Below are 14275 nucleotides of genomic sequence, written 5' to 3'. Positions count from 1 at the left end.
AGATATTTTTAACCAATTGGTATACGGTTTTCCTGAAAGCTACATTCAGGAAAGGCGAAACTATGTCTGAAGCCCCGAACGTCTATGATGCCGAACCCATCCCCGCAGCGGCCCGCGCCGAAATCGACCGGATGCTGCAAAGCGGTGATTTGTTTCGCTACACCTCGGCTGACGCTTCGCCTGTTGCCCTGCTGGAACAGGAATTCGCCGAACTGCTGGGCGCCAAATTCGCGCTGGCGGTTTCCTCCTGCTCGAACGCGCTGTTCCTGTCGATGAAGGCCCTTGGCCTACCCCGCGACGCCAAAGTGCTGATCCCCGCCTTTACATTTGCCGCTGTGCCGTCCTCGGTCGTGCACGCCGAATGTCAGCCGATACTGGTCGAGGTCGCCGACAACTACCGCGTCAACATGGAAGATTTCGCCGCCAAGCTGACCGATGACATTCAGGCGGTGATCATCAGCCACATGCGCGGCCATACCTCCGACATGGACGCGATCATGGAGCTTTGCGACGCCAAAAGCGTGCCGGTGATCGAGGACGCGGCCCATTCGCTGGGCACCACATGGAACGGCAAGAACATCGGCACGATCGGCAAAATCGGCTGTTTCTCCTTCCAGTCCTATAAACTGATCAACGCGGGTGAAGGCGGGATCATGATCACCGATGATCCCGATCTGATCGCACAGGCCATCATCATGTCCGGCGCTTATGAACACAACTGGAAGAAACATCCGGTGGTGCATGACCGGTTCGAATACTGGCAAAACAAACTGCCGCTTTATAACGTGCGGATGCAGAACCTGTCGGCCGCCGTAATCCGTCCGCAGATCAAGGAAGTGCCCCGCCGCGTGGCAGACGGGCTGGCCAACCATGATTATGTGGCTGGCAAGCTCAATGCCTCGCCCTTCCTGACGGTACCCGATCCGTTGAAACCCGAAAGCCGCGCACCGGATTCAATCCAGTTCAATCTGGACGGATTTACCGACGAGGAAACGCTGGCCTTTGCCTCGGAAGCCAAAGCACGCGGTATCGCGGTGCAGGTGTTCGGCCTGTCCAAAGACAACGCGCGGGCCTTCTGGAACTGGCAATTCATCGGTTATTCGCCCGAGTTGCCCGAAACCCGCGCCATGCTGATGCGGGCCTGCGATGTGCGCCTGCCTGCGCGACTGGCACGGGCTGATCTGGATTACATCGCCGACGCGCTGACCAATGCGGCAGAGGCTGTGAAAAGCGCTGCACAGGCTGTGGCTTAAGGATTTCGCCGGGCTTCGCCCGTCGACCCGCGCGCGCCCCTGTCGGAACGCGCGCGTTTTGCCTCCGGCGGAGATATTTAGAAAAAGAAGAAGGGGCATGTTACTGCGCGGAAATAAAACCCGACATATTTCTTGTGACTTCAAGGTTTTCGATCCGCGCCCAAATCTGCCGCGTTTTATCCTCGCCAATCAAAACCGCTGCCTTGGCCTGAACCCGGTCGCGTCGTTGCGGCAAGGGCAACACCTGATCCAGATCGAATTCGGCCTGCCGCGCCATATCGCCATGACAGTTTACCAGCACACGCGCCGCGCCATCGGCAAGCGAGGCATCCCCCTGCACCGCCACAAGATCGCGCAAAGCCCGTAATCGCGGATCCGCACAGTTTTCATCCGCAAAGGTCGCCAATGCGCCGGTCTCAAGCCCCGCCAAGGCAAAGGCAAAACACATCCGGTAACTGAACTTCGCCTCAAGCCCCGTCAGCGGTTCCGCCAGATTGCACACTTTCAACCAGCGCGGATGCACCGTGATCTGCACGCCTGTTACCTCGCCCGCAGCCACATCCAGTTTCGCCAAAGCCTCAAGGGCCGCATGGGTGCCATGGCAACAGGCGTGGAATTTATGGCTGACCGCGGAAGTGACAAACACCTGCCCCAGCTCGCCCAGCGCCGCCGCGTTCCTTTCCCCCGCGTGCCCCGCTGCAAAGCTGCCCAACCCGCTGGCGTCCGACGTCATCCCCGACACCGCCAGTAACGCCGCTTCGACGCCCGCCGATGCGGCCATGCCCGCGTTATAGGGTTTGCCCATGCTGCCGAATTGCGCCTTCAACCCCGAGGCCCGCGTGCTGGCCAGCCCCAGCGCCGCGCCCATTTGCACAGCATCCGCCCCCATCAGGCGCGCTGCGGCGATAGTCGCGCCGAAACAGCCCGCTGTGGCGGTCATGTGGAACCCTGCCTCGTAATGCGCCCGCCCCAGCCAGTGGCCGATCCGCACCGAGGCCTCGTATCCTGCCAAGGCCGCCGCCAGAAATTCTGCGCCCGTCGCCCCGACCCGTTGTGCCACGGCCAGTGCCGCAGGGAAAATGGTAACGCTCGGGTGGCCGATATGCAGGAAATGGGTATCGTCGAAATCCAGCGCGTGACTGATCGCCCCGTTGGCAAGCGCCGCCGCGCGGGCAGGTAGCGCCACATCAGCGCCAAATACGAAGGCTTCGCCCCTGCCACCCTCGGCCAATACCATATCGCGCAGTTTAACACTGACCGGCTCATTCACTCCGGCCAGACCGACAGCGCACCAATCCAGCAGCGACAGGCGGAACACCTCGCGCACGTCCTCGGGCACGCCGGACCACTCCAGCCCCAGCGCAAATTCGACTATCGCGTCCTGAAATCCGCTATCGTTCACGCGGCCTGATCCCGTGAAAACCGCACGATCGCCTGCGCCAGCACATCCAGCGGATCAACCTTGACCGCGCCGGGGTCCAGCGCACGTTCCAGCAGCGAAAACTCGGTGCAGCCCATCAGTTGCACATGCGCCCCCTGCCAGATCAGGTTGTGCGAGGCCTGAACCACCTTGTTGCGCACCGAAGCTGTTGGCCCCGTTGCGCGTATCTCGCGTATGGCATCCAGCAGCATATCGGAATCCTCGGGGTAAACCGCCTCTCCGCCACAAGCGTTGATCGCTGCGTCAAAGATGCCGGTTTCCTGCAAAGCAGGCGAGCCAAGCACGCCCACCTTTTCCCCCTTGCGCGCCGCCGCACAGGCTGTTTTCGATGTCAGCAACACCATATCCAGCAAGGGAATATCCACCGCCGCCGCCAGTTCACCGGCAAACTGGTGCGAAGCATTGCAGGGCATCGCCAGAGCTTGGGCGCCAGAGTCCTGCATCCGTTTGGCCATATCCACCAGCACCGGCAAGGGGTCGGCCCCGCCCCCGTCCACCAATGAGGGCAGTTTGGTGTCCAGATCCACCACCAAAGGCACTTCATCGCTTTTACGTCTTGTCTTTGCGGCCGTCTTGATCCGTTCCAGCAAGGCCTGTGCTGGCTCAGGTCCCATTCCGCCCAGAATTCCTACCGTGCGCATTTCCACAATGTCCTCTTCCAGTCGTCAAATCCCGCGTCACGGCACAGCGTCCAGCCATACCGGTTCGGGGATTCCCTTAATCCGTGTGTTTCACACAGTTTTGAACTTTCGCGGCCCAAAGCCAACCGTTTTCTTTATAGCGTATCGCGCCTGACCGGATTCAAGTATTCGCCGACCGGACCGAGGCAGCGTTTGCAGCCGCAAATGCGTTCGGGTTGTGTGGTGAAACCAGCCGGATTGGATTTACTTCAACAACAGCATTTCCGGCAGATTTCAAACTGGCCTTAAAGCGATTTGGAAACTGGCCCTATTCCCTGTCTGCATGACCTCCTATGCCTGCTATAACGGCATGGGAACGTCCTGCCATCTTTCACAAAATATAGGGATCAAGCCGATGAAAATGACCACAGAAGAAGCCTTTGTCAAAACGCTGCAAATGCACGGAATCGATACTGCTTTCGGCATTATCGGTTCGGCCTTCATGCCGATTTCCGATCTGTTTCCCAAGGCGGGAATCACCTTCTGGGACTGCGCCCATGAATATACTGCGGGTATGATGGCCGACGGGTTTGCGCGTGCCAGCGGCAAAATGGCCATCGCCATTGCCCAGAACGGCCCCGGCATTGCCAACCTTGTTACGCCGGTGAAAACCGCCTACTGGAACCACACGCCGATGCTGCTGATCACGCCACAGGCGGCGAATAAAACCATGGGTCAGGGCGGTTTTCAGGAAGTCGAGCAAATGCGCATGTTCGCCGATTGCGTCGCCTATCAGGAAGAGGTCCGCGACCCCTCCCGCATGGCCGAAGTGCTGAACCGCGTGATCACCAAGGCGCGCCGTCTATCCGCCCCCTGCCAGATCAACATCCCGCGCGATTACTGGACGCAGGTGATCGACATTACCCTGCCGCAAATCGTCGAATTTGAACGCCCCGCCGGTGGTGCGGATGCCATCGCGCAGGCGGCCGAGTTGCTGTCAAACGCCAAATTCCCGGTGATCCTGAATGGCGCTGGCGTGGTGATCGGCGGCGCTATCACCGCCAGTCAGGCGCTGGCCGAAAAACTGGATGCGCCGGTTTGCTGTGGCTACCAGCACAATGACGCCTTCCCCGGATCGCACCCGCTGTTTGCCGGCCCGCTGGGCTATAACGGGTCTCGCGCAGCAATGGAACTGATCGCCAAAGCCGACGTGGTGCTGGCGCTTGGCACCCGCCTGAACCCGTTCTCCACCCTGCCCGGATATGGCATTGATTACTGGCCAACGGGCGCGAAAATCATTCAGGTTGATATGAACCCTGATCGCATCGGCCTGACCAAACCGGTGACCGTGGGCATTGCGGGGGACGCAAAAAAGGTGGCCGAACAAATCCTTGCGCAACTGGCCGATACCGCCGGTGACGCAGGCCGCAAAGCCCGTGTTGACCTGATCGCGCAAACCAAATCCGCCTGGGCGCAAAGCCTGACCTCGATGGATCACGAAGACGACAGCGACGAAGGCATCGACTGGAACGAACGCGCCCGCGCCGCCAAACCCGATGCCATGTCGCCCCGTCAGGCCTGGCGCGCCATTCAGGCGTCCTTGCCCAAAGAGGCGATCATATCCTCTGACATCGGCAACGTCTGCGCCATCGGCAACGCCTATCCGACGTTTGAGACCGGCCGCAAATACCTTGCCCCTGGCCTGTTCGGCCCCTGCGGTTATTCCCTGCCCGCGATCCTTGGCGCCAAAATCGGCCGCCCCGACACACCGGTTGTCGGCTTTGCCGGTGATGGCGCTTTCGGCATCTCGATGAACGAAATGACGGCCTGCGGGCGCGAAGAATGGCCCGCCATCACCATGGTGATTTTCCGCAACTACCAATGGGGCGCGGAAAAGCGCAACACGACCCTGTGGTATCACGACAATTTCGTCGGCACCGAGCTGGACTACAACGTCTCTTATGCCGGCATCGCCAAGGCCTGTGGCGTAAACGGCGTGGTTGCCACCACCATGCAGGGCCTGACTGATGCGCTGGCCAAGGCTGTCAAGGATCAGGCAAACGGCGAAACCACCTTTATCGAGGTGATGCTGAATCAGGAAATGGGCGAACCCTTCCGCCGCGATGCCATGACAACCCCTGTTCAGGTCGCCGGCATTTCCGCCGCCGACATGCGCCCGCAAAAGGTGAGCTGACGACAATAGAAGGGGGCGGGAACAATGCCCCACCCCCTTCCAAATGGCCCCAATATCCCCGCCGGAGGCACCCGAGCACCCGCAGGGGGCGAGATATAAAGCGGCCCCGCACGGGGCCTCCGTTTCACAACGCCGCCGTGACCAATGTGGCCGCCATAATATCCTCCACACTCGCCCCGCGTGACAGGTCGCAAACGGGTTTGGCAAACCCCTGCAAAAACGGCCCCACCGCCTGCGCGCCCGCCAGTTCCTGCGCCAGTTTATACGCAATATTACCCGCATCCAGCGACGGAAAGATCAGCACATTGGCATCCCCGCCTTCCACCCCCTTGGCCGCCGCAATCGTCGCATTCAGCGCCGCATCCGCCTGCACGGGGCCGACCACCCCCGCCAGTTCCGCCGCCGCGCGCACCCTGTCAACCGATGCCCCGCTGCCCGATGTGCCGCTGGAAAACGACAGCATCGCCACCCGCGCCTGCCCCAGCAACGCCGCGCCCGAAGCCGCCGAGGCCCGCGCGATATCGGCCAGCGTGGCCGCATCCGGCGCCACATTCACCGCGCAATCGGCAAACACCAGTTCGCGCCCGTCCGGAAAGACCATCAGAAAAAACGACGAGGGCACCTTCACCCCGTCCGCCATGCCAATCGCGATACTGGCCGCCTCGATCACCCGCCGCGTGGGGCTGACCGCACCGGCCACCATCACATCGGCCTGCCCCGCCGCCACCATCGCCGCCGCGCGGATCAGCGGCTTTTGCAACATCCGCCGCGCCAGTGCCTCTTTCATCGGGCGTGTGGCCAGCAAGGCGGCCAGTTGCGCCGCGTCCGGTTCCCGCAGTGCCACCGGCATCGCCAACCCTTCGGCCTGTAACCGCACTGCGGCCTCGTCAATCCGCGCATCTTCCCCTGCTTCGGGGAACACCACCCGCAGGTTTCGCGCCCGCGCTTTCGTCTTTGAATTTTCCAATACCGGCATCTTTGCCACTCCTTCCAGTCACGTCGAAAGGACACCGATATGAACGACACCGTCAAGATCAATCGCGGCCTGAAAGGCATCTATTTTGAACGCTCGGCCACCAGCCACATCGACGGCGCAAAGGGCGAGCTGTCCTACTGCGGCTATTCGATCCACGATCTGGCCACACAGTCCACTTTCGAGGAGGTCGCCTATCTGCTGATCCATGGCGAGCTACCCAACGAAACCGAACTGGCCGGTTTCGATGCCCGCCTGAAAGCCGCCCGCACCCTGCCCGCTGAAATCCATACCGTAATCGAACAGATCAAGGGCGGTCATCCGATGGATGTGCTGCGCACCGCCACCTCGGCCCTTGCGGCGCTGGATAAGGGCAGCGCGGATACGTCCGAGGAAGGCTTCATCCGCAACGGCATCAACCTGACCGCGCAGGTGCCGATGATCGTCGCCACCCACCACGCCATCCGCAACGGGCGCACACCGGTGGCCCCCGATCCTACGCTTGGCCACGCCGCCAACTGGCTGTGGATGCTGAAGGGCGAAAAGCCCAGCGCCGACGCCGCCCGTCTGGCCGATGTCGATTTCATCCTGCATGCCGAACATGGCTCCAACGCCTCCAGCTTTGCCGCGCGAGTCACCATCGGCACCGATGCCAATCTGCACGGCGCCATTGTCACCGCTCTGTCCACCCTTGCCGGTCCCGCCCATGGCGGTGCTGCCGAGGACGTGATGAAAATGGTGGCCGAAATCGGCAGCGCCGATAAGGCCGCCGCCTATGTCAAAGCCAAACGCAAAAACCGCGAACCCGTCACCGGTTTTGGCCACCGCGTTTACCGCGCCGAGGATCCGCGGGCCCGCCACATGCGCGACGGGGTGAAAAAGCTGTCACAGGAAATGGGGCAACCGGAATGGTATGACATCCTGCAGGCGGTGGTTGACGCCATGCAGCCCTATGCGCGCCACGGCCTGAACGTGAATGTCGATTTCTATTCCGGCGTGATCTATCAATTGCACGGCATCCCGATGGATCTTTATGTGCCGATTTTCGCCATCGGTCGCGTGCCCGGTTGGGTGATTCAGTGCCTTGAGCAACGCCGCAGCAATATCCTGATCCGGCCCCTGACGCTCTATAACGGCCCCGAAATGCGCCCTTATGTGCCGATAAAGGAACGATGAATCGTCTACATTCACATCAATACATACAAATTATTGCATGTTAGGCGCGGATTTTGTAAACCGGCTGGAATAACACCGGACACGAATCCGGCCCACAAACAACAGGGACGCGCATGACGCATCATCAGCCTGCGATTGAGACATCGCCAAAGGTCTCGGACGAAATCCGCAAAACCACGTGCTATATGTGCGCCTGTCGCTGCGGTATCAACGTGCATATGAAGGACGGCAAGGTCGCCTATATCGAAGGCAACCGCGACCATCCGGTGAACAAGGGTGTGCTCTGCGCCAAAGGGTCTGCCGGCATTATGCAGGTCAACGCGCCCTCGCGTTTGAAAAACCCCATGTTGCGGGTCGGTCCGCGCGGGTCGGGTGAATTTAAGGACATCAGTTGGGAAGAGGCGCTGACGATTGCCACCGACTGGCTGAAGCCCCTGCGCGAAACCGCACCGGAAAAGCTGGCGTTTTTCACCGGTCGGGACCAGTCGCAAAGCTTCACCGGCATGTGGGCACAGAATTACGGCACCCCGAACTATGCGGCCCACGGCGGGTTCTGTTCCGTCAACATGGCCGCTGGCGGCATCTACACCATGGGCGGCGCCTTCTGGGAATTCGGCCAGCCCGACTGGGACCGTGCCAAACTGTTCATGATTTTCGGTGTGGCCGAAGACCATGATTCAAACCCGATCAAGATGGGTATCGGCCGCCTGAAGGCCAATGGCGGCAAGATTTACGGCGTGAACCCGATCCGCTCGGGCTATAACGCGGTGGCGGACGAATGGGTCGGCATTACACCCGGCACCGACGGTCTGTTCATCCTTGCGCTGGTGCATGAACTGCTAAAGGCGGGCAAGGTCGACCTGACCTATCTGGCGCAATTCACCAATTCGCCGGTTCTGGTCAATGACGATCCCAAATCCGACGATTACGGCCTGTTCCTGCGCAACAAATCCGGCAAGATGCAGGTGATCGACCGCAAAACCGGCAAGCTGGCCGCGTTTGACAAAAAGGGTGTGAAACCCGATCTGGCCGCCAGCCACAAGGTGGGCAAAACCCCCTATCGCACCGTGTTCCAGTTGATGGCGGAAAAATACCTGTCCGATGAATACACCCCCGAGGCCGTGGCCGAACGGTGTGGAATTTCCGCCGGCCGCATCCGCGCGATTGCCGCCGACATTGCCCGCGTGGCCTTTGACGAGGCCTTCGAGCTGGACATCCCGTGGACCGATTTTCGCGGTGACAAGCACAAGACAATGCAGGGCCGCCCCGTCGCGTTCCACTCGATGCGCGGTATTTCGGCCCATGCAAACGGTTTCCAGACCGCGCGCGCCCTGCACATGCTGCAAATCATCCTTGGCAGTGTCGAGGCACCGGGTGGCTTCCGCTTCAAGCCCCCCTATCCGAAACCCGTCGAGGGCCACCCGAAACCGCATTTCGAGGTCACACCGGGCAAGCCGCTAAACGGCCCGCATCTGGGCTATCCGCAGGGGCCGGAAGATCTGGGTCTGAAACCGGACGGCACCGCGGTGCGTATCGACAAAGCCTTCACATGGGAAAACCCGCTGTCGGCCCACGGGCTGATGCACATGGTGATTTCCAACGCCCATGCCGGCGACCCCTATAAAATCGACACGCTGTTCATGTTCATGGCGAACATGTCGTGGAATTCCTCGATGAACACCTCCGGCGTGATGGAGATGCTGACCGACAAGGACGAGGACGGCGAATACGTCATCCCGCGCATCATCTATTCCGATGCCTATTCCAGCGAAATGGTCGCCTATGCGGACCTGATCCTGCCCGACGCAACCTATCTGGAACGTCACGACTGTATCAGCCTGCTGGATCGCCCGATCTGCGAGGCCGACGCGATGGCGGATTCGATCCGCTGGCCAGTGATCGAGCCTGACCGCGATGTGCGCGGATTCCAATCGGTTCTGATCGATCTGGCCGTGCGCCTTGGCCTGCCCGGTTTTGTCGATGATGCAGGCGCGGCAATCTACAAGGATTATGCCGATTACATCGTCAACCACCAACGCCGCCCGGGTGTTGGCCCGCTGGCGGGTTTCCGTGGCAAAGACGGCAAAGGTGTGGGGCGCGGCGAGCCGAACCCCGACCAGTTGCAAGCCTATATCGACAATGGCGGTTTCTTTGAGTCACACATCCCCGAGGATGCGTCCTATTTCAAACCGTGGAACGCAGCCTATCAAAAGTGGGCGGTCGAAGTGGGCCTGTTTGACCATGAACAGCCCTATCTGTTCTCGGTCTACTCGGAACCGATGCGCAAATTCCAGCGTGCCGCCGAAGGGATTGGCGAACACCAGCCCCCCGAGCACCTGCGCGAACAGTTGAAGGTCTCGATGGACCCGTTGCCGGTCTGGTATTCCCCCAATGTCGCAGAAAACGAGGCAGGCGGCGAATTCACCGTTAACGCGCTGACCCAACGCCCGATGGCGATGTATCATTCATGGGGCACGCAAAACGCATGGCTGCGCCAGTTGCATGGCCGAAACCCGCTGTATGTCCCGACCAAGATCTGGGAACAGCACGGGTTTGCCGAGGGCGACTGGGCCAAGGTTTCATCCCCGCATGGCACCATCACGGTTCCGGTGGCGCATCAGGCGGGCCTGAATGAAAACACCGTCTGGACCTGGAACGCCATCGGCAAACGCAAAGGGGCATGGGCGCTGGACGAAGGTGCGCCCGAAGCCACCAAAGGGTTTTTGCTGAACCACCTGATCCACGAACTGCTGCCCGCCAAAAAGGATGGTATGCGCTGGAACAATTCCGACCCCGTCACAGGACAGGCCGCATGGTTTGACCTGAAGGTGAAAATCGAAAAGGTCGCCCCGCCGGACGAGGTGCAACCGAACTTCCCGCCGATCAAATCCCCCGTCGGCAAGGGGCCAAAGAATCTGGCATGGAAGGTGGGCAAATGACACAGCTACCACAATCGACCGACAAAAAACTGGGCCTTGTGATTGATCTGGACACTTGTGTGGGCTGCCATGCCTGCGTGATTTCCTGCAAGGGCTGGAACACCGAAAACTATGGCGCGCCGCTGTCCGATGTGGATGCCTATGGCGCAGACCCGCACGGCACCTTCCTGAACCGTGTGCACAGCTTCGAGGTGCAACCCGATACCGGCGGCTGTTCGCAAACCATCCACTTCCCCAAATCCTGCCTGCATTGCGAGGACGCGCCTTGCGTCACCGTTTGCCCCACTGGCGCCAGCTACAAGCGGGTCGAGGACGGCATCGTGCTGGTGAACGAGGACGACTGCATCGGGTGCGGCTTGTGTGCATGGGCTTGCCCTTACGGCGCGCGGGAACTGGACCAACTGGCGGGCGTGATGAAAAAATGCACCCTGTGCGTTGATCGCATCTATAACGAAAACCTGCCCGAAGTGGACCGCATCCCGTCCTGCGTGCGCACCTGCCCTGCCGGCGCGCGGCATTTCGGCGATTTCGCGGACCCCGAAAGCAATGTTTCCAAACTGGTCGCGGAACGCGGCGGGATTGACCTGATGCCCGAACAAGGCACCAAACCGGTTAACAAATACCTGCCGCCGCGCCCCAAGGACACGCTGGAAGATGTAGATGCCTCTGCACCGGCCATGAAACCTGTTGCCGATACGCCCAAGGGCTTCCTCGGCTGGCTCGATAAAGCACTGGAGGCCCTGTAAGATGCATCCCGCACCATCCGTAATCTTCTTTACCGTCTTTTCCGGCCTCGGCTTCGGCTTTCTGGCCTGGCTTGGCATCGGCCTGCCTGCGCCGCAGGGCTGGGCCGCCTTCCCCTACTTCTTTGTCGCATTTGCAATGGCGGTGGGCGGACTGATTGCCTCGACCTTCCACCTTGGCAATCCTAAAAATGCGATCAAGGCCTTTACCCAATGGCGCACCAGCTGGCTGTCGCGCGAGGCATGGATGGCCGTTGGCACCCTGTCGGTGATGGGGATTTTCGCCGCGGCCAATATATTCCTGAATATCCAGATACCGCCTTTGGGCTGGCTGGGTGCGGTGATGGCGCTTGTCACGGTCTACACCACCTCGATGATGTATGCGCAGTTGAAAACCGTGCCGCGCTGGAACCACTGGAGCACCTCGGCGCTGTTCATTTTTCTGGCGCTTGGCGGCGGGGCAATCCTTGCCGGTGACACATTGGGCACGCTGATCTTTCTGACGCTGGCCCTTGTGGTGCAACTCTATGTCTGGATTGCGGGTGATCAACGCTTTGCCGCCCGCGGGCATACGCTGGAAACCGCCACCGGACTGGGAAGCATCGGCAAGGTGCGCCTGTATGAACCGCCCCACACCGGCACCAACTATCTGCTGAATGAAATGGTGCATATCGTGGCACGCAAACATGTGCTGAAGCTGCGCCTGATTGCGCTGATAATGGGCTATCTTTTGCCGCTGTTGCTGGCGGGGATATCGGGTAGCCGGTTTGATCTGCAAATCACCGCACTGGTGTCGCACATCATCGGCATCCTGACCCAGCGTTGGCTGTTCTTTGCCGAGGCCGAACACGTTGTGGGCCTGTATTACGACAAACGTTAAAATATACGGGCTGGTGAAAATAAAATCGCCAGCCCCTCAGGCTTGATAGGCACAAATTAACGCCCGCGCCCCAATGCTACACTGCCCGCAAAGGCCAGCACAGCCGCCACCACAATCCCCGGCCCCGCCGGTATGTTCCATTGCATCGCCGCCAGTATCCCGCCGCCGCCCGCCAGCACACCGATCAGCACAGCCACCAGCGCCATGCCTTCGGGGGTGCGTACAAAGCTGCGGGCCGCGGCCGCCGGTATCAGCAACATCGCCCCGATCAACAGCGCCCCGACCACCTTGATCCCGGTCGCCACGACCACCGCCAAAGCCAGCGTCAGAACCAGTTGTTCGCGTTTGGGGTTCAGCCCCGAGGCCACCGCCAGATCCTCGTTCAGGGTGGACGTCAGCAGCGGCGACCAGCGCCAGACCAGACCGGCCACCACAGCCAAGGCCCCGCCCCAGATCACCGCAACATCGCCCCCCGTCACTGCCATGATGTCCCCGAACAGGAAATCATGCAGTTCGAAATCCGGCTGGTCGGTCAGCGATATCGCCACCAGCCCCAAGGACAACCCGCCATAGGCCATCACGCCCAGCGTGGAATCCATCGTGTGCCCGCGCCCGAACAGGGCACTGACCACCAGCGCCATCACCAACGCCACCACAAACACCGGCAGGTACAGCGGCAGCGAAAACCCCACGGCCAGCGCCACGCCCAGAATACTGGCATGCGCCGTGGCATCCCCGAAATAGGCCATCCGCCGCCAGATCACAAAGGACCCCAGCGGCCCCGTGGCCAGTGCCAGACCGGTTGCGGCCAATATTGGCATCCACAGATTATCCATGTTCGTGCCCTCCACTATGATCGTGGTCGCATTCCCCGGCATGGGCGTGCTGATACAGCGCCATCGTGCCATGGGTGCCTTCGCCAAACAGGGCGCGGTATTCCGGGGCCTCGGACACCACACTCGGGGTGCCCTGACAGCAGATATGGCCATTCAGGCAAATCACCCTGTCCGAGGTGCTCATCACCACATGCAGATCATGGCTGACCAGCAGCACGGCACAACCCATGCTTTGGCGCACCTCCTCAAGCAGTTGGTAGAATGATGCGATGCCCGGCTGGTCCAGCCCCTGCGTTGGCTCGTCCAGCATCAGGATTTCGGGGTTGCCCAGCAGCGCGCGCGCCAGCAGAACCCGCTGGAACTGCCCGCCCGACAGATCGGCCAACTGGCGTTCGCCAAAACCGGCCACGCCAACGCGTTCCAGCATCTCGCGGGCCTCGGCATCAGAGTGACGCACAGGCAGCGACAGGAACCGGCGCACAGTCAGCGGCATATGCCCCTCGACCATCAGCCGTTGCGGCACATAACCGATCCGCAAGCCCGCTTTGCGCGTGATCTGCCCTGTGGCCGGTTGTTTGGCGCCGATCAGGGCACGCAACAAGGTGGATTTTCCCGAGCCGTTGGGACCGATCACCGTTACAATCTCGCCCGGCTCGATGCTGAAATCCACATGCTCCAGAATGGGCGTGGTGCCATATTTCAGGCTGACATCTTTGGCTGTGATCAGGCTCATACCGCGCCCCCCTGACAGTTGGGGCAGAGGCCCAGAACCTCGACATTGACCCGTTCAACCGCGAACCCTGCCGCGTCGGCCACGGACCGCACGGCATCGCGCACTTCGGGTGCGGGGGCTTCGGCTACGGCATCACAACTGCGGCAGATCATGAACAGCGGCGCGTGGTCGGTTTCGGGGTGCATGCAGGCGGCATAGGCGTTCAGGCGACGGATGCGATGGGCCAGTCCGTTTTCCACCAGAAAATCCAGCGCGCGATAGGCCACCGGCGGCTGATCGCCAAAGCCGTCCGCCGCCAGCCGTTCCAGCACGTCATAAGCCCCCATCGCGCGGTGGTTTTCCAGCAGGATTTCCAGCGCACGGCGGCGCACCGGTGTCAGGCGCAGACCCGCTTCGCGGGCGCGTGTATCGGCAAACCCCAGCACATCACCGGCGCAATGGCTGTGGTCATGGGTATGAAAGGCAACAGGGGCAGGCATGGGCAGCG

General features: G+C 61.0%; 12 protein-coding genes. 6 read left to right on the top strand and 6 right to left on the bottom strand.

Going from position 1 to position 14275, the window contains the following annotated elements; translation table 11 throughout:
• Positions 1–62 precede the first annotated feature (62 nt).
• A complete protein-coding gene (locus BAR1_RS03775) occupies positions 63–1253 on the top strand; it encodes a DegT/DnrJ/EryC1/StrS family aminotransferase (RefSeq protein WP_118941784.1) in 1191 nt (396 codons plus the stop codon).
• A gap of 100 nt (positions 1254–1353) precedes the next feature.
• Here BAR1_RS03775 and BAR1_RS03770 read toward each other — a convergent pair whose 3' ends face one another.
• The gene (locus BAR1_RS03770; RefSeq protein WP_118941783.1) at positions 1354–2655 is read right to left on the bottom strand and encodes an MmgE/PrpD family protein; all 1302 of its coding nucleotides are present in this window, start codon (positions 2653–2655) and stop codon (positions 1354–1356) included.
• Positions 2652–3335, bottom strand: a complete 684-nt coding sequence (gene cuyB / locus BAR1_RS03765) for a cysteate racemase (protein WP_118941782.1) — start codon at positions 3333–3335, stop codon at positions 2652–2654. Before cuyB ends, BAR1_RS03770 begins: the two co-directional genes overlap by 4 nt.
• Before the next feature lie 394 nt (positions 3336–3729).
• Between cuyB and xsc the strand changes: the two genes are divergently transcribed.
• The gene (xsc, locus tag BAR1_RS03760; RefSeq protein WP_118941781.1) at positions 3730–5508 is read left to right on the top strand and encodes a sulfoacetaldehyde acetyltransferase; all 1779 of its coding nucleotides are present in this window, start codon (positions 3730–3732) and stop codon (positions 5506–5508) included.
• 124 nt (positions 5509–5632) lie between these two features.
• Here xsc and BAR1_RS03755 read toward each other — a convergent pair whose 3' ends face one another.
• The gene (locus BAR1_RS03755) at positions 5633–6484 is read right to left on the bottom strand and encodes a phosphate acyltransferase (RefSeq protein WP_118941780.1); all 852 of its coding nucleotides are present in this window, start codon (positions 6482–6484) and stop codon (positions 5633–5635) included.
• Between the two features lie 39 nt (positions 6485–6523).
• Between BAR1_RS03755 and BAR1_RS03750 the strand changes: the two genes are divergently transcribed.
• The 4 genes from BAR1_RS03750 to BAR1_RS03735 all read left to right on the top strand — a co-directional run bounded on the left by BAR1_RS03750 (position 6524) and on the right by BAR1_RS03735 (position 12219).
• Entirely contained in the window at positions 6524–7657 is a 1134-nt protein-coding gene (locus BAR1_RS03750; RefSeq protein WP_118941779.1) for a citrate/2-methylcitrate synthase, read from the top strand.
• A gap of 113 nt (positions 7658–7770) precedes the next feature.
• Complete coding sequence (locus tag BAR1_RS03745; RefSeq protein ID WP_118941778.1) at positions 7771–10596, top strand: molybdopterin oxidoreductase family protein; 2826 nt, start codon at positions 7771–7773, stop codon at positions 10594–10596.
• Positions 10593–11342: a 4Fe-4S dicluster domain-containing protein gene (locus BAR1_RS03740; RefSeq protein ID WP_118944330.1), complete on the top strand. Its 750-nt coding sequence runs from the start codon at positions 10593–10595 to the stop codon at positions 11340–11342. Before BAR1_RS03745 ends, BAR1_RS03740 begins: the two co-directional genes overlap by 4 nt.
• Position 11343: 1 nt before the next feature.
• On the top strand, positions 11344–12219 hold the full coding sequence (locus BAR1_RS03735; RefSeq protein WP_118941777.1) for a dimethyl sulfoxide reductase anchor subunit family protein: 876 nt from the start codon (positions 11344–11346) through the stop codon (positions 12217–12219).
• Positions 12220–12275: 56 nt separating this feature from the next.
• Here the strand turns inward: BAR1_RS03735 and BAR1_RS03730 are convergent, their stop codons facing one another.
• The 3 genes from BAR1_RS03730 to BAR1_RS03720 are packed head-to-tail and all read right to left on the bottom strand — an operon-like array spanning position 12276 to position 14267.
• Positions 12276–13055, bottom strand: a complete 780-nt coding sequence (locus tag BAR1_RS03730; RefSeq protein ID WP_118941776.1) for a metal ABC transporter permease — start codon at positions 13053–13055, stop codon at positions 12276–12278.
• Positions 13048–13788: a metal ABC transporter ATP-binding protein gene (locus BAR1_RS03725; protein ID WP_118941775.1), complete on the bottom strand. Its 741-nt coding sequence runs from the start codon at positions 13786–13788 to the stop codon at positions 13048–13050. The genes BAR1_RS03730 and BAR1_RS03725 overlap by 8 nt, the downstream gene beginning before the upstream one ends.
• Complete coding sequence (locus tag BAR1_RS03720; RefSeq protein WP_118941774.1) at positions 13785–14267, bottom strand: Fur family transcriptional regulator; 483 nt, start codon at positions 14265–14267, stop codon at positions 13785–13787. The genes BAR1_RS03725 and BAR1_RS03720 overlap by 4 nt, the downstream gene beginning before the upstream one ends.
• Between the last annotated feature and the right edge of the window lie 8 nt (positions 14268–14275).

It is taken from the genome of Profundibacter amoris (genome assembly GCF_003544895.1).
Classification (GTDB): Bacteria; Pseudomonadota; Alphaproteobacteria; order Rhodobacterales; family Rhodobacteraceae; genus Profundibacter; species Profundibacter amoris.
This window is presented reverse-complemented; position numbering and strand designations above follow the sequence as displayed.